Source organism: Pseudomonas sp. WC1 (genome assembly GCF_050586565.1).
Taxonomy (GTDB): Bacteria; Pseudomonadota; Gammaproteobacteria; order Pseudomonadales; family Pseudomonadaceae; genus Aquipseudomonas.
Genome location: NZ_JBOBDQ010000065.1, coordinates 1 through 20,959, shown reverse-complemented (window position 1 = coordinate 20,959; position 20,959 = coordinate 1). Strand labels below are relative to the sequence as shown.

Here is a 20,959-nt window from a genome sequence, read left to right as displayed (position 1 = left end):
CGACAATATCACTAGCGCTGGGCGTACTGCAGCACCACTTCCAGCGGGTGGCGCAGCTGCTTCTCGGTCATCCGCTTGACCTGGCTACGGCACGAATAGCCGGTCGCCAGTGCCTCCCCCGCCTTGTCCAGCTTGGTCGCCCAGGACTGCTCGAAAATGGTCTTCGAGGTGGCCTGGTTGCGCGCCTCATGCCCGTAGGTGCCGGACATGCCACAGCAGCCAGTGGCCTCGGTCACCAGCTTCAGACCCAGACGGGCAAACACCTGCTCCCACTGCCTGGTGCTGGCCGGCACGTTGGTCTTCTCGGTGCAGTGAGCCAGCAGGCGGAAGCTGTCGGCCTTGGCCGGCGCCCGCTCGGGTAGCACATTCACCAACCATTCCTGAGGCAGCAGCACCGTAGGGCACTGCACTCCGTCGACCTTCTGGTACTCCTGGCGATAGACCAGGGTCATCGCCGGGTCCAGCCCCACCAGCGGCACCCCGCAGTCGGCCAGGGCCTTGAGCTGGGTGGCGTTGCGGATCGCCGCCTTGGCGAAGGTACCGAGGAAGCCCTGCACATGCAGCGGCTTGCCGTTGGCGCTGTAGGGCGCGAGGAACACCTTGTGCCCCAGGCGATGGGCCAGCTCGATGAACGAGGCCAGCAGCGGCGTCTCGAAGTAGCGGGTGAAGGCGTCCTGCACCAGCACGATGCTGCGCTCGCGCTGGGCCGGGGTCAGCTCCCGCAGGGCCGGCACGCTGGCCATCTGGACACGGCAGCGCGTGAGGGTGGACTGCAAGTTGAAGCGGCTGATCAGCGGGCTGTCGACCATGCCGATTTTGTCCGCGAGCAAGCGGCTCACCCACTTCGAGCCCATCACTGCGTTGTACAAGCCCGGCGCATGGGCCAGGTAGGGAATGGTGAACTCCAGTGAACCGATCAGGTAGTCGCGCAGCGGACGCTGGTAGCGGCCGTGGTACAGCTCGAGGAAGCGCGAACGGAAGTCCGGCACGTTGACCTTGATCGGGCACTGCCCCGCGCAGGACTTGCACGCCAGGCAGCCGGCCATGGCGTCGTACACCTCGTGGGAGAAGTCTTCCTGGCCCTGGCGGCGCGCACGGCTGTTGCGCAGCCGCGCCGGCAGCCCCTTGAGCCAGGAGGCCTTGCGCTGGGCGGCGGCGAGCACATCGATGTTCGCCTCGCCCTGCAGGCGCAGCCACTCACGGATCAGCGAGGCACGGCCCTTGGGCGAGTGCTGGCGTTCTCGGGTGGCCTTCCACGACGGGCACATCGCGTCGTTGGGGTCGTAGTTGTAGCAGGCGCCGTTGCCGTTGCAGTGCACGGCGCTGCCGAAGCTCTGCCACACGCGCTCATCGATGCTGCGGTCGAGGTCGCCGCGAAGGGTCACGCCATCCACCGGGGTCAGGCCTTCGGCGCTGTCCGGGGGGGTGCAGATCTTGCCGGGGTTGAGCTGGTTATGCGGGTCGAACGCGCCCTTGAGTCGCTGCAGCGCCGGGTACAGCTCGCCGAAGTACTCCGGCACATACTCAGAGCGCAGGCCCTTGCCGTGCTCGCCCCATAGCAGGCCGCCATAGCGCTTGGTCAGCGCCGCCACGGCATCGGATATCGGCTTGACCAACGCGGCCTGGGCCGGGTCTTTCATGTCCAGCGCCGGGCGCACGTGCAGCACACCGGCATCGACATGGCCGAACATGCCGTAGGCCAGGCCATAGCCATCGAGCAATGCACGGAAGTCGGCAATGTAATCGGCCAGTTGCTCCGGCGGAACCGCGGTGTCCTCGACGAACGGCTGCGGGCGCACTTCGCCCTCGACGTTACCCAACAGCCCCACCGAGCGCTTGCGCATCACATAGACGCGGGTCACCGCTTCGGCGCCTTCAGCCAGGGTGTGGCCCAGGCGCTCGACACCCTGGTCGGCCTGCAGGTGCGCGACGAAGGCCTGGACCCGGGCATTGACCTCGTCCGGTTCGTCACCGCAGAACTCCACCAGGTTGATGCCCAGGGTGGGGCGCTCGGGGTCGGCCGGGAAGTATTCGGCGACGCTGTGCCAGACGATGTCCTTCATCGCCAGCATCAGCACCTTGGAGTCGACGGTCTCGATCGACAGTGGCTTGTGCGCCATCAGCGCATTGGCGTCGCGCAGGGCGTCCATGAAACTGGTGTAGCGCACGTTGACCAGCACCGCGTACTTGGGGATCGGCAACACATTGAGCTTGGCCTCGACCACATAGCCCAGCGAGCCCTCGGCCCCGCACAGCACGCTGTTGAGGTTGAAGCGGCCCTGATCGTCGCGCAGGTGCGCCAGATCGTAGCCGGTCAGGCAGCGATTGAGCTTGGGGAAGGTGCTCTCGATCAGCTCGCCCTGGGTTTCCTGGATCTCGCGGGCCATGCGGTACACCGCACCGACCCGGCCGGGCGCGGCGCAGGCCTGTTCCAGCGTCGCGTCGTCGATCGGCAGGCTGTGCAGGCGCTCACCGCCGAGCAGCACGCTGTGCAATTCGAGCACGTGGTCGCGGGTCTTGCCGTAGGTGCAGCTGCCCTGGCCACTGGCGTCGGTGTTGATCATGCCGCCGACGGTAGCGCGGTTGGAGGTGGACAGCTCTGGCGCGAAGAACAGCCCGTGGGGCTTGAGCGCGGCATTGAGCTGGTCCTTGACCACACCCGCCTGCACCCGCACCCAGCGCTGCTCGACGTTGATTTCGAGAATGGTGTTCATATGCCGCGACAGGTCGACGACGATGCCGTCGGTCAGCGACTGGCCGTTGGTGCCGGTACCACCGCCACGCGGGGTCAGCTTGATGTCACGAAAACGCGGCTCGGCCATCAGCGTGGCGACCCGCGCCACGTCGTCGGCGTCCAGCGGGAACACCGCCGCCTGGGGCAGGCGCTGGTAGATCGAGTTGTCGGTGGCTAGCACGGTGCGGGTGCCGTAGTCGGCGCTGACCTGGCCACGGAAGCCGCTGCTTCTCAGGGCTTCTAGGAATTCGGGGTATTGGGCGGCGGGCGCGCGGGGCGGCAGCTGGGCGATCATCGAAGGATGCCTCTTTGATATCGGCTAATTCACGGAAATCTTGTCGCTCCGGCATGAATGGATCATGGGAGGATTTCGAATACGTCAATGTTCCTGTAGTTTCACGCCAGGGGCAAACGGATATTCCTGCCGCTATCGATGAGCTTTATGAATGAATTACCGCCACCTCACCCCTTCGATGTCGCTCTTGCTGGCCTTCGAGGCCGCCGCGCGGCATGAAAGCTATACTCGCGCCGCCGCCGAACTGTCGCTGACCCAGAGCGCGGTGAGCCGCCAGGTGCAGGCACTGGAGCAACAACTGGGGCTGACACTGTTCCGTCGCGAGGGCCGCCAGGTGCAATTGACTGACGTCGGCCGCCTCTACCAGCGCGAACTCAGCGAGGCCCTCGGCCGCATCCGCAGCGCCACCCTGCAGGCACTGGCCTATCAGTCCGGCGTCGGCACCCTGCGCCTGGCGACGCTGCCGACCTTCGGCTCGAAATGGCTGCTGCCGCGCCTGCATGCCTTCTACAGCGCCCACCCCGGCATGCTGGTGCACATTCATTCACGTATCGAAGCCATCAACTTCGACACCAGCGAGATCGACGCGGCCATCGGCGTTGCCAGCCATGACTTGCCCGGGCTGATCTGCCATCGCCTGCATGCCGAGGAACTGGTGGTGATCCTGCCGCCGCAAGCCATGGCGGACGACCAATGGAACCCGCAAAGGATCAGCGAGGAAGTACTGCTCAACGTCGCCAACAACCCCCATGCCTGGGGCGAGTGGTTTTCCCACCATGCCCTGCCCCACCGCGCCATGCGCCTGGGGCCAAGCTTCGAGCTGACCTCGCACCTGATCCAGGCCGTGCGCGCCGGGATCGGCATCGGCCTGGTGCCGCGCATACTGGTGGCGGACGAACTGGCCAGTGGCGAGCTGCTCAGCCCGGGTGAGCCCTTCGCCAGCCAGCGCAGCTACTACCTGATCTATCCGCCCAGGAACGAGGCACTGCCATCGCTGCGAGCGTTTCGTGGCTGGTTGCTCGAACAGATCTGAGGCCGGCACAGGCAACAAAAAACCCGATGCCGGTTACTCGGCATCGGGTTTTTTGTTGGTGCGCCTCAGCGCTTACTTGGCGATGCTGCCAGCAGCGCCATTGGCCTGGGAGCCACGCTTGCTCTTCAGCTGGTAGGCCACATACATCACCACCAGCCACACCGGCATCGCGTACACCGACACCTGGATACCCGGAATCTGCAGCATGATGCCCAGGATCAGCACCACGAACGCCAGCACCAGGTAGTTGCCGTACGGGTACCACAGCGCTTTGAACAGCGGCTTCTGACCGGTGCGGTCGAGATGCTGGCGGAACTTCAGGTGCGAGTAGCTGATCATCGCCCAGTTGATCACCAAGGTCGCCACCACCAGCGACATCAGCAGCTCCAGGGCATTCTGAGGCATCAGGTAGTTGAGCAGCACCGCAATCAGGGTAACGGCTGCCGAGACCAGGATCGAACGTACCGGCACGCCACGGCGGTCAACCTTGGCCAGCGCCGCTGGCGCATCACCTTGCTCAGCCATGCCTAGCAGCATGCGGGCGTTGCAGTAGGTGCCGCTGTTGTACACCGACAGCGCCGCGGTCAGGACCACGAAGTTCAGCAGGTGGGCCGCCACGTCGCTGCCCAGCAACGAGAACACCTGGACGAACGGGCTGCTGCCATAGCTGCCGCCGGAGGCGTCAATGCTCGCCACCAGGTTGTCCCATGGGGTCAGCGACAGCAGCACCACCAGGGCGCCGACATAGAAGATCAGGATGCGATAGATGACCTGGTTGATCGCCTTGGGGATCACGGTCTTCGGCTTGTCAGCCTCGGCGGCGGTGAAGCCGAGCATCTCCAGGCCACCAAAGGAGAACATGATGAACGCCAGCGCCATCACCAGCCCGCTGACACCGTGCGGGAAGAAACCACCATGGGCCCACAGGTTGGTCACCGAGGCTTCAGGACCGCCGCTGCCGCTGGTCAGCAGGTAGGCACCCAGGCCGATCATGCTGACGATGGCCACCACCTTGATGATGGCGAACCAGAACTCGGCTTCGCCGAAGAACTTCACGTTCATCAGGTTGATCGCATTGATCAGCAGGAAGAACGCCGCCGCAGTTACCCAGGTCGGAATCTCCGGCCACCAGTAGTGGACGTACTTGCCCACCGCCGACAGTTCCGACATGCCCACCAGGATATACAGCACCCAGCAGTTCCAGCCCGACAGGAAGCCGGCGAAACCGCCCCAGTACTTGTGCGCGAAATGGCTGAAGGAGCCGGCCACCGGCTCTTCGACGATCATCTCGCCGAGCTGGCGCATGATCATGAAGGCGATGAAGCCGCAGATCGCATAGCCGAGGATCATCGACGGACCGGCGGACTTCATCACGCCGGCCGAGCCCAGGAACAACCCGGTGCCGATGGCGCCGCCCAGGGCGATCAATTGGATATGGCGGTTCTTCAAGCCACGCTTGAGTTCGCCGGACTGTGAGTTATGTCCACTCATGAACGAAGTCACCTGCTTGTTTTTATCTGTGACGGAATCGGACCCACCGCACTCGTGGCGCAGCGGAATGGGCAAGGTGGTTACCTTGGATACTTGTGACGGGAGGTCGCTCGTGGCCTTGGTGGCCAGGGGCGGATCAACCGGGTGTCAGCAAGCGTGCGCGGTACGCAAGGGAGTCACAGGTAAAACGCGGCGCATTGTATACCCCTGCAAACGCGCAGGCGTCAACGCGTTGCATCGTTTCCTGTGGAAAAAACGCAGCGGTCCTGGGGTGAAGGCCTGAAAAGGCGGATTGATCGGCGTGCATGGCGCCTCCATTTTGTTGTTTTAAGTGCCTGGCGATCCTGCCTGGCTCTGCACACGGCAATGGCGCTATCTCAGCGCTTGGGCGGGGGTTTGGGAAGGGGGTGGAGGGGGCTGGGGAGGCTCTGGCGTGCAGGCTTTGGAAAGATTTTGTGACGAAGAACAGAAAAGCACAGGTAAGCCGGGGAAAACGCCCAGAATCGTATAACTTTCTTTACAAGGCGGTTTGAAAATTTGCCACCGATCGGGAAATCTTCTGTCCGTTCAGGTACTTGGCCCGCGATGGGCCATTTACCGCAGGCACAAAAAAGCCAGCCCGAAGGCTGGCTCTCTCGCTACCGGACCGAATCAGCCACGCGGCTTGCCACGACCACGGCCTGCCGGCTTGTCACCTTCAGGGCGGGACGGACGCTTGCGCATCTCGCTCGGACGCTCGGCCACCGTGCTGCCGCGGTTGCCCTTGCGCGGCGCTGCGTCTTCACGCGGCGCACGTGCCGGACGCTCGGCTTGGCCTTCGGCGGCAGGACGCAGGGTACGCACGCGCTCGCCACGCCCCAGCGGACGGGTCGACTTGCGCTGCAGGCGCTCGAGCTTGTCCTTGGCCTTGAGCTTCATTTCCGGCAGTGCCACCGGCTGCAGGCCGACTTCCGCGGCGAGTATGTCGATCTCGCCCTGGCTCATTTCGCGCCAGCGGCCCATCGGCAGGTCGGAGTTCAGGAACACCGGGCCGAAACGCACGCGCTTCAGGCGGCTGACCACCACGCCCTGGGACTCCCACAGGCGACGCACCTCACGGTTGCGGCCTTCCATCACCACGCAGTGATACCAGTGGTTGAAGCCTTCGCCACCTGGCGCCTTCTGGATATCGGTGAACTTGGCCGGGCCATCTTCGAGCACCACGCCGGCCTTGAGCCGGTCGACCATGTCGTCGTCGACTTCGCCGCGCACACGCACTGCGTACTCGCGGTCCATTTCATAGGACGGGTGCATCAGGCGGTTGGCCAGCTCACCGTCGGTGGTGAACAGCAGCAGGCCGGTGGTGTTGATGTCCAGGCGACCGATGTTGATCCAGCGGCCCTCTTTCGGCCGCGGCAGGCGGTCGAACACGGTCGGGCGGCCTTCCGGGTCGTCACGGGTGCAGATCTCGCCGTCGGGCTTGTTGTACATGATCACGCGGCGGGTCGCCTCGGCGGCCTCGACGCGCTTGATCAGCTTGCCGTCGACGGTGATGGCGTCGTGCAGGTCGACGCGCAGGCCCAGGGTGGCCTCGACGCCATTGACCTTGATACGACCCTGGCCGATCCAGGCCTCGACGTCACGGCGCGAGCCGACGCCGATGCGCGCCAGCACTTTCTGCAGTTTTTCGCCAGACGGCGGGGTGGGTTGTTGGTCTTGCAGGTCTTTGTCACTCATCTGGGCACCTCCCGGTGTAGTAGTGAAAGCGGGCGCGCATCATACGCGGTTCAGCAAGGGAACGCACTGGAGGGTAGAAGGTTTTTGCCGATCGCCCAGCAGATTCTGCCCAAAGGCACATATTGACGGTGCCGGCCTCATCGCCGGGCAAGCCGGCGTCCACAGAGTCGGGCTGTCAGGCCTTTGGTTCGTCCTCGGGCTCGATGGAAGCCTCATCGCGCAAATCATCGAAATCGATCTTGAGCCCTTCTTCCATCGCATCCAGCTCCACCAGCAGCGAGCGGAAGCTGGTTTCCTCCTTCGGCTCGATTTCCTCGCCCTCCTCGCCCAGGCTGGCATCGGCCAGGGCTTGCAGGTGAGCGGGCACCGGCGCCTCGTCCGGATCGACCGCGGGCTCCACCTCCAGCTCGCGCAGCTCGGCCAACGCCGGCAGCTCATCGAGGCTCTTGAGGTTGAAATGATCGAGGAACGCCTTGGTGGTGGCGAACATCGCCGGTCGCCCGGGTACCTCGCGGTAGCCGACGATACGGATCCACTCACGCTCCATGAGTGTCTTGATGATGTTGCTGTTGACCGCCACGCCCCGCACGTCCTCGATCTCGCCACGGGTGATGGGCTGACGGTAGGCGATCAGCGCCATGGTTTCCAGCAGCGCGCGGGAATAGCGCTGCGGACGCTCCTCCCAGAGGCGACCGACCCAGGGCGCGTAGTCCTCGCGGATCTGCAGGCGGTAGCCGGTCGCTACTTCCTTGAGCTCGAAGGCGCGGCCGTTGCAGGACTTGCCCAGCACCTCCAGGGCCTTCTTGAAAACGGTGGGGGTCGGGCGCTCGGCCTCCTCGAACAGCTCGTACAGGCGTTCGAGGGATTGCGGCTTGCCCGAGGCGAGCAGGAAGGCCTCGATCAGCGACGCCAGTTCACGGGGTTCGTTCAGGTTCATCGGTAGTTGTCAGGTCATTCTGCCCGGGCACGGACATGGATCGGGGCGAAGGGCTCATTCTGCACCAGTTCGATCAAGGATTCCTTCACCAGCTCGAGAATCGCCATGAAGGTCACCACCACGCCGAGCTTGCCCTCCTCGCGGGTGAACAGCTCGACGAAGGGCACGAAGGCGCCGCCCTTGAGGCGCTCGAGCACTTCGCTCATGCGTTCGCGGGTCGACAGCACCTCGCGGGTGATCTGGTGGCTCTCGAACAGGTCGTTGCGGCGCATGACCTCGGCCATGGACAACAGGATCTCTTCCAGCGCCACCTCCGGCAACAACTTGCGCACCTTGGCCTGCGGAACCTCCAGGCGCGGCACGACGATTTCGCGCCCGACCCTGGGCAACTCGTCGATACCTTCGGCGGCGGCCTTGAATCGCTCGTACTCCTGCAGCCGGCGAATCAGTTCGGCGCGCGGATCGCCCTCCTCCTCCTCGACTTCGCCGGAGCGCGGCAGCAGCATGCGCGACTTGATCTCGGCGAGCATGGCGGCCATCACCAGGTACTCGGCCGCCAGCTCCAGGCGCACGCTCTTCATCAGCTCGACATAACTCATGTACTGGCGGGTGATCTCCGCCACGGGGATGTCGAGAATGTCCACGTTCTGCTTGCGGATCAGGTACAGCAACAGATCGAGAGGGCCTTCGAAGGCTTCGAGGAAGACTTCCAGGGCGTCCGGCGGGATGTACAGGTCGACCGGCATCTCGGTCAGGGCTTCGCCATAGACCAGGGCAAGTTGCAGCTGGAACGGCGTCTGCGCCTCCGTGGCCGGCGCCTCAGGTGCCTGCACCTGGCTCACGCGTTGACCAGGAACGGCGTCGGATCCCCGCACCCTTCGCGAATCAGCTCCGGCTCGTCGCCGGACAAGTCGATGATGGTAGAGGCCTTGAGGTCGCCGAAACCGCCGTCTATCACCAAGTCGACGTGATGCTCCAGTCGCTCGCGGATCTCGTAGGGATCGACCATCGGCTCGTCGTCGCCGGGCAGGATCAGGCTGACGCTCATCAAAGGCTCGCCAAGCTCTGCGAGCAAGGCCAAGGTTATTTCATGCCTGGGCACGCGCAGGCCGATGGTCCGGCGTTTCTCGTGCAGCAGCAGGCGCGGTACCTCGCGGGTGCCGTTGAGGATGAAGGTATAGGGCCCGGGCACGTGGGCCTTGAGCAGGCGAAACGTACCCGTATCGACCTTGGCGTAAAGCCCCAACTGCGACATGTCGCAGCACATCAGGGTGAAGTTGTGGGTCTTGTCCAGACCACGCAACTTGCGCACCCGCTCGATCGCGGCCTTGTTGCCAATCTGGCATCCCAGCGCATAGGCCGAGTCGGTCGGGTAGACCACCACCCCACCCTTGCGGATGATCTCGACGGCCTGCTTGATCAGGCGCGGCTGCGGGTTCTCCGGATGAATCTGGAAAAATTGGCTCACGTAGTCGTCCTGTTCATACCGCCATAGGTTGTTCATGTCGGAATCGGCGCCACAGGGGTGGCAGGTCCTCAGGCAATGGCCGGTAGGCACCGATCTCGCCCCAGGTGCCAGGGCCGTGGAAGTCGCTGCCGGCGCTTGCCAGCAGGCCGAACTCACGGGTGAGGATCGACATCGTCCCCACCTGCTCGGGCGGCATCATCCCGTTGACCACTTCCAGTGCCTGCCCTCCAGCCTGAATATAGTCGGCAATCAGCCGTCTGCGCTTGCTGCGGGTCAGTTCGTAGTGCATGGGATGGGCCAGGCTCACCCACGCATTCGACTCACGCAGCGTCGCAACAGTTTCCGCAAGCGTCGGCCAGTGCAACTTGACGTCACCCAGCTTGCCGGCGCCCAGCCACTTGCGGAACGCCTCGCCGCGGTCCTTGACGAAGCCGGCGCGGACCATGAACTCGGCGAAATGCGGACGCGCCGGGGCGTTGCCGCTGTCGCCCAGTTCCTGCTGCACTGCCCGCGCGCCGTCCAGCGCGCCGGGCATGCCCTTGGCCGCCAGCTTGCGGTCGATTTCCTCGGCGCGCAGCCAACGACCACGGTGCAGGTTGGCAATGGCATCGAGCAAAGGCGGCGCGTCGAGGGGGAAGTCGTAGCCCAGCACATGAATGGTGGCGCCGCCCCAGGTGCACGACAGCTCCACGCCGCTGACCCACTGCATGCCGTTGTCCAGGCAGGCCTGGCGCGCCTCCGGCAAGCCTTCAAGGGTGTCATGGTCGGTGAGCGAGAGCGTGCGCACCCCGTGCTCATGGGCCCGGGCGACCAGTGCCGTGGGCGACAGGGCGCCGTCGGAGGCCGTGCTGTGACAGTGCAGATCAACATTCATGGAGGAGCGCTTTCGCAGGAATCGATGTTTGTTATTATGCCGTCACATCCCGCTTCTGGCTGCCACTGTGAAACAATTCATCGATTTCATCCCGCTGCTGCTGTTCTTCATCGTCTACAAGCTTGACCCGCGCCCGGTCGAATTCGCCGGCCACGGCTTCGAGTTCGGCGGGATCTACAGCGCCACCGCCATGCTGATCGTCAGCTCCGTGGTGGTCTACGGCGCGCTGTTCCTGCGCCACGGCAAGCTGGAGAAGGGGCAGTTGCTGACCCTGGTCGCCTGCCTGGTGTTCGGTGGCCTGACCCTGACCTTCCACAGCGAGACCTTCCTCAAATGGAAGGCGCCCGTGGTCAACTGGCTGTTCGCCCTGGCGTTCGCCGGCAGCCACTTCATCGGTGACCGGGTGCTGATCAAACGCATCATGGGCCATGCCCTGACACTTCCAGAAACAGTGTGGAACCGCCTGAACGTGGCATGGATCGCCTTCTTCCTCGTATGCGGCGCCGCCAACCTGTTCGTCGCCTTCACCTTCCAGGACATCTGGGTCGACTTCAAGGTATTCGGCAGCCTGGGCATGACCGTGCTGTTCCTGGTGGCCCAGGGTGTCTACCTGTCGCGCCACCTGCACGATGCCGACCCCTCCACCTCCAAAACCAAGGACTGACATGCTTTACGCCATTATCGCCAGCGACGTCGAAAACTCCCTGGAAAACCGCCTGGCCGCCCGCCCCGCGCATATCGAGCGCCTGCAGCAGCTCAAGGCCGAAGGCCGTGTGGTGCTCGCCGGCCCGCACCCGGCCATCGACAGCAACGACCCGGGCGCCGCCGGCTTCAGTGGCAGCCTGATCGTCGCCGAGTTCGACTCGCTGGCCGCCGCCCAGGCCTGGGCCGACGCCGATCCGTACATCGCCGCGGGCGTGTACGCCAAGGTCGTGGTCAAGCCGTTCAAGCAAGTCCTGCCGTAACAGGCTTTACCGGGACGGGCTTCGCAGGGGCAAGCCCGCGCCCCCGAAGCCGCTCCCAGCTACACCCCGCGCGGCACTATTCATAAAATCCGACGACTGGCCGACAACCTCCTGAATCGATACGAATCAGGAGTTCCAATGCTTCAAGGTCCGATGTCCCTGCTGCTTTGCCTGTTGCTGCTGTCCCCTTTCGCCGCGGCCGAACAGCCGCTGTCGCTGGAAGCCGGGGCGCGGATCACCGACTTGCAGCAGCGCCTGGAAGAGAGCGAGAAACAGCGCACGGCGCTAACCCAGCAACTGCAGAACCAGGACAGCGAGCGTGAAAGCGCCCAGCTCGCCCGCCTGCGCCAGGACAACCAGCGACTGAAGCTGACGATCAAGGAACTGCAGGCAGGCGCCAGCACCCCGCAAAGCCCGCTGACCGACCAGCAGCAATGGTTCCTGATCGGCTCGGCCGTTGCACTGTTGTCCGCAGTCTGCGGTATCTTAGCCAGCGGCGGACACAGAAGACGCCGGCAATGGTTGAATTGAGTGAGAAATGAGCGAGCTGTTACTGATTGATGATGACCAGGAACTGTGCGAGCTGCTCGGCAGCTGGCTGACCCAGGAAGGGTTTGCGGTGCGCGCCTGCCACGATGGCCAGAGTGCGCGCCAGGCCTTGGCCACCCACGCCCCGGCGGCGGTGGTGCTGGATGTCATGCTGCCCGATGGCAGCGGCCTGGAACTGCTCAAACAGCTGCGCAGCGAACACACCGACCTGCCGGTGCTGATGCTTTCGGCCCGCGGCGAGCCGCTGGACCGCATCCTTGGCCTGGAACTGGGCGCCGACGACTACCTGGCCAAGCCCTGCGACCCCCGCGAGCTCACCGCCCGCCTGCGCGCAGTGTTGCGCCGCAGCCACCCCAGCGCGCCCAGCAGCCAGGTGGAGATCGGCGACCTGATCTTCAGCCCGGTACGCGGCGTGGTCAGCATCGACCAGCGCGAGATGACCCTCACGCTGTCGGAAAGCCGCATCCTCGAAGCCTTGCTGCGCCAACCCGGCGAGCCGCTGGACAAGCAGGAACTGGCGCAGATCGGCCTGGGCCGCAAGCTCACGCTTTATGACCGCAGCCTGGACATGCATGTCAGCAACCTGCGCAAGAAGATCGGGCCGCACCCGGATGGCCGTCCGCGCATCGTCGCCCTGCGCAGCCGCGGCTATTACTACAGCCTCTGAAAGCAGCCACAAGCTATAAGCGGCAAGCGACAAGAAAGTGCAGCCCCCTGCTGGGTCGCTTTGTCTTGCAGCTTGCCGCTTGAAGCTTGTAGCTCTTTACCCATCCTTTACCCTCGCCTGACCGCCCTTGACCTTGATCTCCCTAGACTGGGCTCATCCGGTAACCACCGGCCCCTGAAAGGAGAGACACCATGCGCAAGTCCCTTATCGCCCTGATGTTCGCCGCCGCCCTGCCGACCGTGGCCATGGCCATGCCCGAAGGCGGCCCGCGCCACGATGGCCCGCATCATCGCGGTGACGCGCCTTTCGCCCAGCTGGACCTGAGCCGCGACCAGCGCCAGCAGATCGGCAAGCTGATGGGCGAGCAGATGAAGCAGCGCCGCGACATCAACGAACGCTACATCGCCAAGCTGCCGGCGGCCGAGCAGAAAGCCCTGAAGGACGAGCTCAAGGCAAGCCACGACAAGACCGAAGGCCAGATCCGCGCCTTGCTCAAGCCTGACCAGCAGAAGAAATTCGACGACCTGCAGAAGGAGCGCGCCGCGCGCAAGGCCGAGTGGCAGGAGTTCCAGGCCTGGAAGGCTGAAAAAACCGGCAAGGCCCAGTAAGCTGTCAGCCCGATGCCCGGCCCGCTTCCCAGCGGGCCGGGCTTTCGCCATTTCCTGGAGGTGCTTGTCTTGCGTTCACTGTTCTGGCGCATCCTGGCCAGCTTCTGGCTGGCCATCGCCCTGGTCGCCGGGCTGTCGATCCTGCTCGGGCACATGCTCAACCAGGACACCTGGATCCTCAGTCGCCACCCGGGCCTGAACAACCTGGCCAGCCACTGGGCCCAGCACTACGAACAGGAAGGCCTGGAGTCGTCGCAACGCTTCCTGGAACGGCGCAAGCAGCGCTACAAGATCGACGTGCAGGTGCTCGACGACAGCGGCGATGCCGTGGTCCCCGGCACCTTCCCGCGCCGCGCCGCCGCCTTCGAGGCACGCCAGCACAACGACGAACGTCGTCTGCCGTGGCGCCGCCTGACCGAGGAATACACCAGCCCCGGCAGCGGTGAGACCTACCTGCTGATCTACCGTATCCCCCACCCGGAGCTGGCCGCCTGGCACCGCGAAAGCCTGATCTGGCCGCTCAGCGCCTTGGGCATAGCCTTGGTGGTGCTGACCCTGTTCAGCCTGCTGGTAACCCTGTCGATTACCCGCCCGCTCAGCCGCCTGCGCGGCGCCGTGCACGACCTGGGGCAAACCAGCTACCAGCAGAACAGCCTGGCGCGGCTGGCCGTGCGCCGCGACGAGTTCGGCGTGCTGGCCAACGACTTCAACAAGATGGGCGCACGCCTGCAGAGCCTGATCGGCAGCCAGCGCCAGTTGCTGCGCGATGTGTCCCACGAACTGCGTTCGCCACTGGCGCGGCTGCGCATCGCCCTGGCGCTGGCCGAGCGCGCCGAACCCGAACAGCGGCAGGCCTTGTGGCCACGCCTGACCCGCGAATGCGACCGCCTGGAAGCCCTGATCAGCGAAATCCTCGTGCTGGCCCGAGTCGATGCCGAGCAGGCGCATGCAGAGCCTGTGGACCTCAATGCCTTGCTGGGCGGCGTGCGCAAGGACGCCCAGCTGTCAGCGCCAGACCAGGAGGTACGCCTGGAGATGCAGCCGGGCCTGACCCTGCATGGCTGGCCGACGCTGATCGAACGGGCGGTGGACAACCTGCTGCGCAATGCGCTGCGCTTCAATCCGGCCGGGCAGCCAATCGAGCTGCGCGCCAGCCGCGAACAGGACCGCATCGTGTTGAGCGTGCGCGACCACGGCCCGGGGGTGGCGACGGAACATCTGGAGCAGTTGGGGGAGCCATTCTTCCGGGCACCGGGGCAAGAGGCGCCGGGACATGGGCTGGGGCTGGCGATTGCACGCAAGGCGGCGGAGCGCCATGGTGGCAGCCTGAAGCTTGCGAACCATCCGCAGGGTGGGTTCGTGGCTACGCTGGAGCTGCCGCGTGAGGTCAGCGCTGGCTGACAGATCCTGGGGCCGCAAAGCGGCCCCACTCAATCACTCGCCCCAGGCGCTGACGTACTCGGCAGTTTTCAGGATCGGCGCAGTGCGTGGCTCGGCCATTGGCGTGCCGACATACAGGTAACCGATCAGCTCTTCGTTCTCGGCAAGCCCCAGCCCCTTGTGCACATGGGCGTCGAAGGCCATGTCGCCGGTGCGCCATACCGCGCCGATACCCTGGGCATGAGCGGCGATCAGGATGCCATGGGCGGCGCAGCCGGCGGCCAGGCGCTGCTCGATCTTTGGCACCTTGAAGTGGTCCTGCAGCCGGGCGATCACCACGATCAGCAACGGCGCGCGCAGCGCCATCGCCCGGGCCTTGTCCAGCGCCGCCTGGGTGGCTTCACCCTTGGCTTGCACGGCTTCGGCGAACAGCTCGCCGAGCTTTTCCCGGCCCTGGCCTTCGATGGTCAGGAAACGCCAGGGTCGCAGTTGGCCATGATCTGGCGCACGCAATGCGGCCTGGAACAGCGCCTCGCGCTGGGCGGCATTGGGCGCCGGGTCAGTCAGGCGTGGCACGGAAACACGGTTGAGCAATGCGTCGAGAGCCTCCATCGGCTACCCTCCTGGCAGATTGAAAGTGCGGCCATTCTGCACCATCGAGGGGGATAGTGGGAGCGGGCTTGCCCCGCGATCCGGCCATCGCGGGGCAGGCCCGCTCCGTGGAGGCCACCAATCGGCGTTTACAAGACCCGGCCCACAGGTAGAATGGCGCCCTTTCCGTAGCGAGTCAGAGCAGATCACATGGCGTTGCCGACCTTAAGGATCATTGGTTTCATCATCGGCATCTTCCTGATCACCCTGGCGGTGAGCATGGTGGTGCCCATGGCGACCCTGGTGGTCTTCGAGCGCACCGGCGACATGCCGTCGTTTCTCTGGTCGAGCCTGATCACCTTCCTCGCGGGCCTGGGCCTGGTCATCCCCGGCCGCCCCGAGCACGTGCACCTGCGCCCCCGCGACATGTACCTGCTGACCGTCAGCAGCTGGCTGGTGGTCTGCGTGTTCGCCGCCCTGCCCTTCCTGCTGACCCAGCACATCAGCTACACCGACGCCTTCTTCGAAAGCATGTCCGGCATCACCGCCACCGGCGCCACCGTGCTCAGCGGCCTGGACAGCATGTCGCCGGGCATCCTGATGTGGCGCTCGATGCTGCACTGGCTGGGCGGCATCGGCTTCATCGGCATGGCCGTGGCGATCCTGCCGTTGCTGCGCATCGGCGGCATGCGCCTGTTCCAGACCGAGTCCTCCGACCGTTCGGAGAAGGTCATGCCGCGCTCGCACATGGTCGCCAAGTCGATCGTGGCGGTCTACGTCGGCATCACCGTGCTCGGCAGCCTGGCCTTCTGGTGGGCGGGGATGGGCCTGTTCGATGCGATCAACCACGCCATGTCGGCGATCTCCACCGGCGGGTTCTCGACCTCCGACCAGTCCCTGGCCAAGTGGGACATCCCTGCGGTGCACTGGGTCGCGGTGGTGGTCATGATCATGGGCAGCGTGCCCTTCACCCTGTACGTGGCCACCCTGCGCGGCCACCGCCGGGCGCTGATCAAGGACCAGCAGGTGCAGGGCCTGCTGGCCATGCTGGTGACCACCTGGCTGGTGCTTGGCACCTGGTACTGGGCGACCACCGAGTTGCACTGGCTCGATGCCCTGCGCCACGTGGCGCTGAACGTCACCTCGGTGGTCACCACCACCGGCTTTGCCCTGGGCGACTACAGCCTGTGGGGCAACTTCTCGCTGATGCTGTTCTTCTACCTGGGCTTCGTCGGCGGCTGCTCCGGCTCGACGGCCGGCGGTATCAAGATCTTCCGCTTCCAGGTCGCCTACATCCTGCTCAAGGCCAACCTCAACCAGCTGATCCATCCGCGCGCGGTGATCAAGCAGAAATACAACGGCCACCGCCTCGACGAAGAGATCGTGCGCTCGATCCTCACCTTCTCGTTCTTCTTCGCCATCACCATCTGCATCATCGCCCTGCTGCTGTCGCTGCTGGGCGTGGACTGGATGACCGCGCTGACCGGCGCCGCCGGTACCGTGTCAGGTGTCGGCCCGGGGCTGGGCGAAGTGATCGGCCCGGCCGGCAACTACGCGACGCTGCCAGATGCCGCGAAATGGATCCTTGCCGGCGGCATGCTGCTCGGTCGCCTGGAGATCATCACGGTGCTGGTGTTGTGCATGCCGGCGTTCTGGCGTCACTGACCGACAGGCGCGTGCGGTACTCGCTCGGCGTGCTGTCGAACCAGCGGCGGAACGCCCGGTAGAAGTTGCTCGGGTCAGCGAAACCCAGCAGGTAGGCGGTTTCCAGCAACGTGGTGCCTGGCTGCGCCAGGTACTGCTCGGCCAGTTCGCGGCGGGTGTCCTCGAGCAGGGTCTGGAAGCTGGTGCCCTCGTCCTGCAGACGCCGCTGCAAGGTGCGTTGCGAAAGGTGCAGGGCCTGGGCCACGGTTTCGCGCTTGGGCTCGCCCTGGGGCAGGATGCGGCACAGTACCTGGCGCACGCGGTGGGTCACCCGGCTTTCCGAGAAACGCGCCAGGTACTCACCGGCGAAACGGTCGTGCAGCACCGCCATCGCCTCGTTGGCGGTCGGCAACGGCGCCTCCATGTCGGCGCGGGCGAACACCAGCGCATCATGGGGCGCGCCAAATTGCAGCGGTGCGTGGAAAGCCACCTTGTACGGCTCGACATTTTTCGGCAGTGCGCCCTGGATCAGTACCCGCCGCGGCTGGATCGGCCGCCCGCTGAGCCAGGTGCACAACGCCAGGGCGCAGGCCAGCGAAGCTTCGGCGCTGTGCCGGGTCGGCGGCAGGTGGTCGCCGTGCACGGTCAGCACCAGGGCATAGCCGTCGGGCTCGTGGCGAAAGCTCAGGTCCGAACTCTCCGCAATGATGCGCTGGTAGCGCACCAGGCGCTCGAAGCCCTCGGCCAGTGTGCGGCTGGACATCAGCGCATAACCCACCACATGGAACGAGGCCGGCCGCACCACCCTGGCCATGTTCAGGCCAATGGCCTCGTTGCCCGACAGCTCGACCGCCAGCTGCCACAGCCGAGTCATCGAATCCTGGGTGAAGCGCGCGTCGGGGTCGTCCAGGGCGGCGAAGTCAAGCCCGAGCTGCTTGAACATGGCCGGACAATCGAGCCCTTCCAGCTCGAGTGCCTTGACGATCCCTGATGCCCAGCTGGCTGACGTGGTTCTCTCACTCATGACAGGCTCTTGTGCTGACCGCTCCTGCGGTGAACCGAAAGGATACTCAATTGGCGCCTATTGTCACTGGCCACGGCACCCAGTGACTCTAGACTCGATTCAGGCTCCACGCCGTGTATCCTGTCAGCAAGACCCGCAGATCCGGAAGCCCGCCATGACCCGCACCGCGCAGTTCCGCAGTTTTGCCGAGTTCTACCCCTATTACCTGGGCGAGCACAGCAACCCCACCTGCCGCCGCCTGCATTTCGTCGGCACCAGCCTGGTAATCGCCCTGCTCGCCTACAGCATCGGCAGCGGCAAATGGCTGTTGCTGCTGGCCGTGCCACTGGCCGGCTACGGCTTCGCCTGGGCCGGGCATTTTTTCTTCGAGAAGAACCGCCCCGCCACCTTCAGCCACCCCTGGTACAGCCTGGTCGGCGACTTCGCCATGTTCCGCGACATCCTGCTGGGCCGCCTGAGCCTCTGAATCGGCCCGCAAGGCCAGGTTCGCGTCCCGGCGGGCCACTGCCAAAGCCCGGATCCTGGCCAACACTGCGGTATGTTCCCCGACACGAGCGGCACGCCGTGATGAGCAAGCAAGCCAGTTTCAGCCACATGCGCGATGGTACCGCCCAGGACTGGGCGATCATCGCCGACGACTTTCGCGCCTACGCCCATCAGTTGCCCCAACGCATTCTCGCCCACCTGCGCCTGCTCGACGGCGACTTCGGCGGCTTCCCCATCGACCGCCTGAGCCATTCCCTTCAGACCGCCAGCCGCGCCCACCACGACGGCCGCGATGAAGAGTACGTCGTCTGTGCACTGCTGCACGACATCGGCGACACCCTGGGCAGCTACAACCACCCGGATATCGCCGCGGCGATCCTCAAGCCGTTCGTCAGCGACGAAAACCTGTGGATGATCGAGAAACACGGGATCTTTCAGGGCTACTACTTCTTCCACCACCTGGGCATGGACCGTCACCTGCGCGAGCAATACCGCGATCACCCGCATTACCAGCGAACCCTCGAGTTCTGCGCACGCTATGACGCGGCAGCGTTCGATCCGGACTATGAAAGCCTGCCGCTTGCGTTCTTCGAGCCGATGCTGGAGCGCTTGTTCGCCCAGCCCAGGCAGTCGATCTACAAGGCCGCCCTGCAAGCCACCGCCTGATCCGCCACTACCGATTACTTGCAGGTGCGGGCTTGCTCCGCGATCACAGACGAGGCCGACGAAAAGCTAGGCCGGCTCGCCCAGTTCCGCCAAGCGCAGCACCGCCTCCCGCGCCTGCGCCTCGGCAAATCGGTACAGCTCGATCCGCCCGTCCCAGTGTTCGATCAGCGCCGTGCACGACTCCACCCAGTCGCCGCAGTTGAGGTAATCCACCTCGCCCACCTGGCGGATTTCGGCATGGTGGATATGCCCGCATACCACACCGTGGAAGCCACGCCGGGTGCACTCGTGGGCGATGGCGTCCTCGAAGTCGCTGATGAAGTTCACCGCGCCCTTGACCTTGTGCTTGAGGTACGCCGACAGCGACCAGTAGCCATAGCCGTAACGGGCGCGCCAGTGGTTGAGCCAGCGGTTGAGCACCAGGGTGAACTCGTACGCCCGGTCACCGAGGAACGCCAGCCAGCGGTGGTAGCGGGTGATAACGTCAAACTGATCGCCATGGATCACCAGCAGGCGCCGGCCGTCAACGGTGAGGTGTTCGGCCTCGTCCACCAGCTGGATGTTGCCCAGGATCAGTTTCGAGTAACGCCGCAGGAATTCGTCATGGTTGCCGGTAACGTAGATCACCTCGGTGCCGCGCTTGCTCAGGGTCAGCAGGCGGCGGATGACATTGGTGTGGGCCTGGGGCCAGTAGATGCCGCTGCGCAGTTTCCAGCCATCGATGATATCGCCGACCAGGTAGATGCGCTCGGCCTGGTAGCCCTTGAGGAAGTGCGCGAGGTGTTCGGCCTGGCAGTCGCGGGTACCCAGGTGTACATCGGAAATCCACAGGGTGCGCACACGCTGCTTGCGTGACGGGCGAAGGGGTTCGGCGTGGCTCATGGGCAGGCTCCGGCGCTGTTTGCTGGAGACTGGCAGGCGCAGGTGACAGATTGGTGGCAGGTACATGACCATCCTGCCCTCGCCTGCAGGTGTACAATCTTCGCCTGCCCCGTGAGGACTCACCATGACCGCCGGCCCCTTGCTCTCGTTGCGCCATTACCGCCACGACTTGATCGCCCACAGCCACGACCATCCACAGTTGGTGTTCGGCCTCGGCGGGCGCCTGGATTTCGAGGTGGATGGGCGCGGCGGCCGGGTCGCTCGCCAGGACCTGATGGTGGTTCCAGCCGGTGCCCACCACACTTGCGGGAGTCGCGAGGGCAGCGACTGCCTGGTACTGGACGTACCGGGCGGACACTGGCTCGGCGATCATCTCGGCGAGCACGCCGACGACAGCCGCCGCCTGCTCGACCGCCCCGGCCCCCTGAGCCTGGACAGCCGACAACAGCAACTGGTGGACTGGCTGGCAACCAGCCCCGTGGACGACCCGCTGATTGCCCGCCAGGGCGCGGTGTTGCTGTTGGCCAGCCTCAATCCACAGGCATGCGCCCCGGTGCTGGCCAGCAGGCGCCTGCCCTATGCCGCTTTCGACCGCCATATCGAGCAGCACGCCGCCTACCCGCTGCAGGTCGCCGACCTGGCGCGGCTGGCCGGGCTGTCCAGTGCGCGGCTGCATGCGCGGTTTGCCAGCGAGTGCGGCATGACGCCGATGGACTACATCCGCCAACGGCGGCTGACGATGGCGCGCCGGCTGTTGCGTGAGACGGTGTTGCCGGTGGGCGAGATCGCCGCGCGCGTGGGGTATGGCTCGCAGAGCGCATTCAGCGCGGCGGTGCTGCGGGCGTTCGGCTGCACGCCGCTGGCGTTGCGGCGCGAGTCTGGCGATAAGGAACGCTAGCTGGGCGACAGAAAGCGCCTGCAGTTTTTTTTACACTGCTGCCACTATTTC

At 65.1% G+C, this 20,959-nt stretch carries 21 protein-coding genes; 11 read left to right on the top strand and 10 right to left on the bottom strand.

From position 1 onward, the window contains the following. Positions 1 to 11 precede the first annotated feature (11 nt). Positions 12 to 3,029, bottom strand: a complete 3,018-nt coding sequence (gene ydiJ / locus ACQ4OD_RS22990) for a D-2-hydroxyglutarate dehydrogenase YdiJ (RefSeq protein WP_430944988.1) — start codon at positions 3,027 to 3,029, stop codon at positions 12 to 14. Positions 3,030 to 3,180: 151 nt separating this feature from the next. Here ydiJ and ACQ4OD_RS22985 point away from each other — a divergent pair, with 151 nt between their 5' ends. Further along, positions 3,181 to 4,062, top strand: coding sequence for a LysR substrate-binding domain-containing protein (locus tag ACQ4OD_RS22985; protein WP_430944987.1), 882 nt, complete (start codon positions 3,181 to 3,183; stop codon positions 4,060 to 4,062). A gap of 72 nt (positions 4,063 to 4,134) precedes the next feature. Here ACQ4OD_RS22985 and ACQ4OD_RS22980 read toward each other — a convergent pair whose 3' ends face one another. The 6 genes from ACQ4OD_RS22980 to ACQ4OD_RS22955 all read right to left on the bottom strand — a co-directional run bounded on the left by ACQ4OD_RS22980 (position 4,135) and on the right by ACQ4OD_RS22955 (position 10,548). Beyond that, positions 4,135 to 5,553 (bottom strand): amino acid permease, encoded by a 1,419-nt coding sequence (locus ACQ4OD_RS22980; RefSeq protein WP_023632492.1) that lies wholly within the window; start codon positions 5,551 to 5,553, stop codon positions 4,135 to 4,137. Between the two features lie 651 nt (positions 5,554 to 6,204). Beyond that, complete coding sequence (rluB, locus tag ACQ4OD_RS22975; RefSeq protein ID WP_038706581.1) at positions 6,205 to 7,269, bottom strand: 23S rRNA pseudouridine(2605) synthase RluB; 1,065 nt, start codon at positions 7,267 to 7,269, stop codon at positions 6,205 to 6,207. A 175-nt stretch (positions 7,270 to 7,444) separates the two neighbouring features. Beyond that, positions 7,445 to 8,206 carry an SMC-Scp complex subunit ScpB gene (gene scpB / locus ACQ4OD_RS22970; protein ID WP_139673428.1) on the bottom strand — a complete coding sequence of 254 codons (762 nt, stop codon included), beginning with the start codon at positions 8,204 to 8,206 and terminating at the stop codon, positions 7,445 to 7,447. Positions 8,207 to 8,220: 14 nt separating this feature from the next. Continuing rightward, complete coding sequence (locus tag ACQ4OD_RS22965) at positions 8,221 to 8,919, bottom strand: segregation and condensation protein A (protein ID WP_430944991.1); 699 nt, start codon at positions 8,917 to 8,919, stop codon at positions 8,221 to 8,223. A 125-nt stretch (positions 8,920 to 9,044) separates the two neighbouring features. Further along, positions 9,045 to 9,674, bottom strand: coding sequence for an L-threonylcarbamoyladenylate synthase (locus ACQ4OD_RS22960; protein WP_102684322.1), 630 nt, complete (start codon positions 9,672 to 9,674; stop codon positions 9,045 to 9,047). A 13-nt stretch (positions 9,675 to 9,687) separates the two neighbouring features. Next, complete coding sequence (locus tag ACQ4OD_RS22955; RefSeq protein ID WP_110701017.1) at positions 9,688 to 10,548, bottom strand: PHP domain-containing protein; 861 nt, start codon at positions 10,546 to 10,548, stop codon at positions 9,688 to 9,690. A gap of 67 nt (positions 10,549 to 10,615) precedes the next feature. On the opposite strand from ACQ4OD_RS22955, the gene ACQ4OD_RS22950 reads away from it, so the two are divergent. The 6 genes from ACQ4OD_RS22950 (at position 10,616) to ACQ4OD_RS22925 (ending at position 14,738) form a co-directional block, all read left to right on the top strand. Then, a complete protein-coding gene (locus tag ACQ4OD_RS22950) occupies positions 10,616 to 11,212 on the top strand; it encodes a septation protein A (RefSeq protein WP_430944986.1) in 597 nt (198 codons plus the stop codon). A gap of 1 nt (position 11,213) precedes the next feature. Continuing rightward, entirely contained in the window at positions 11,214 to 11,513 is a 300-nt protein-coding gene (locus ACQ4OD_RS22945; RefSeq protein WP_038706584.1) for a YciI family protein, read from the top strand. 138 nt (positions 11,514 to 11,651) lie between these two features. Beyond that, a complete protein-coding gene (locus ACQ4OD_RS22940) occupies positions 11,652 to 12,044 on the top strand; it encodes a translation initiation factor 2 (RefSeq protein ID WP_430944985.1) in 393 nt (130 codons plus the stop codon). A gap of 7 nt (positions 12,045 to 12,051) precedes the next feature. Next, positions 12,052 to 12,729 (top strand): response regulator transcription factor, encoded by a 678-nt coding sequence (locus tag ACQ4OD_RS22935; RefSeq protein ID WP_038706585.1) that lies wholly within the window; start codon positions 12,052 to 12,054, stop codon positions 12,727 to 12,729. 191 nt (positions 12,730 to 12,920) lie between these two features. Further along, entirely contained in the window at positions 12,921 to 13,337 is a 417-nt protein-coding gene (locus ACQ4OD_RS22930; protein ID WP_139673432.1) for a Spy/CpxP family protein refolding chaperone, read from the top strand. Between the two features lie 12 nt (positions 13,338 to 13,349). Beyond that, complete coding sequence (locus ACQ4OD_RS22925) at positions 13,350 to 14,738, top strand: sensor histidine kinase (RefSeq protein ID WP_430944984.1); 1,389 nt, start codon at positions 13,350 to 13,352, stop codon at positions 14,736 to 14,738. Positions 14,739 to 14,771: 33 nt separating this feature from the next. On the opposite strand, the gene ACQ4OD_RS22920 is transcribed toward ACQ4OD_RS22925, so the two are convergent. After that, entirely contained in the window at positions 14,772 to 15,329 is a 558-nt protein-coding gene (locus ACQ4OD_RS22920; protein ID WP_139673435.1) for a nitroreductase family protein, read from the bottom strand. A 189-nt stretch (positions 15,330 to 15,518) separates the two neighbouring features. On the opposite strand from ACQ4OD_RS22920, the gene ACQ4OD_RS22915 reads away from it, so the two are divergent. Then, complete coding sequence (locus ACQ4OD_RS22915; protein ID WP_102684313.1) at positions 15,519 to 16,973, top strand: TrkH family potassium uptake protein; 1,455 nt, start codon at positions 15,519 to 15,521, stop codon at positions 16,971 to 16,973. Here ACQ4OD_RS22915 and ACQ4OD_RS22910 read toward each other — a convergent pair. After that, positions 16,930 to 17,976, bottom strand: a complete 1,047-nt coding sequence (locus ACQ4OD_RS22910) for an AraC family transcriptional regulator (RefSeq protein ID WP_198754038.1) — start codon at positions 17,974 to 17,976, stop codon at positions 16,930 to 16,932. The genes ACQ4OD_RS22915 and ACQ4OD_RS22910 overlap by 44 nt on opposite strands. 154 nt (positions 17,977 to 18,130) lie before the next feature. Between ACQ4OD_RS22910 and ACQ4OD_RS22905 the strand changes: the two genes are divergently transcribed. Both ACQ4OD_RS22905 and ACQ4OD_RS22900 read left to right on the top strand, forming a co-directional pair. Next, the gene (locus ACQ4OD_RS22905) at positions 18,131 to 18,442 is read left to right on the top strand and encodes a DUF962 domain-containing protein (protein ID WP_023631733.1); all 312 of its coding nucleotides are present in this window, start codon (positions 18,131 to 18,133) and stop codon (positions 18,440 to 18,442) included. A 101-nt stretch (positions 18,443 to 18,543) separates the two neighbouring features. After that, positions 18,544 to 19,128, top strand: coding sequence for an HD domain-containing protein (locus ACQ4OD_RS22900; RefSeq protein WP_430944983.1), 585 nt, complete (start codon positions 18,544 to 18,546; stop codon positions 19,126 to 19,128). A 66-nt stretch (positions 19,129 to 19,194) separates the two neighbouring features. Here the strand turns inward: ACQ4OD_RS22900 and ACQ4OD_RS22895 are convergent, their stop codons facing one another. After that, complete coding sequence (locus ACQ4OD_RS22895; RefSeq protein WP_430944982.1) at positions 19,195 to 20,010, bottom strand: UDP-2,3-diacylglucosamine diphosphatase; 816 nt, start codon at positions 20,008 to 20,010, stop codon at positions 19,195 to 19,197. Between the two features lie 124 nt (positions 20,011 to 20,134). Here ACQ4OD_RS22895 and ACQ4OD_RS22890 point away from each other — a divergent pair, with 124 nt between their 5' ends. Then, on the top strand, positions 20,135 to 20,908 hold the full coding sequence (locus ACQ4OD_RS22890; RefSeq protein ID WP_139673441.1) for a helix-turn-helix transcriptional regulator: 774 nt from the start codon (positions 20,135 to 20,137) through the stop codon (positions 20,906 to 20,908). Positions 20,909 to 20,959: the final 51 nt, after the last annotated feature.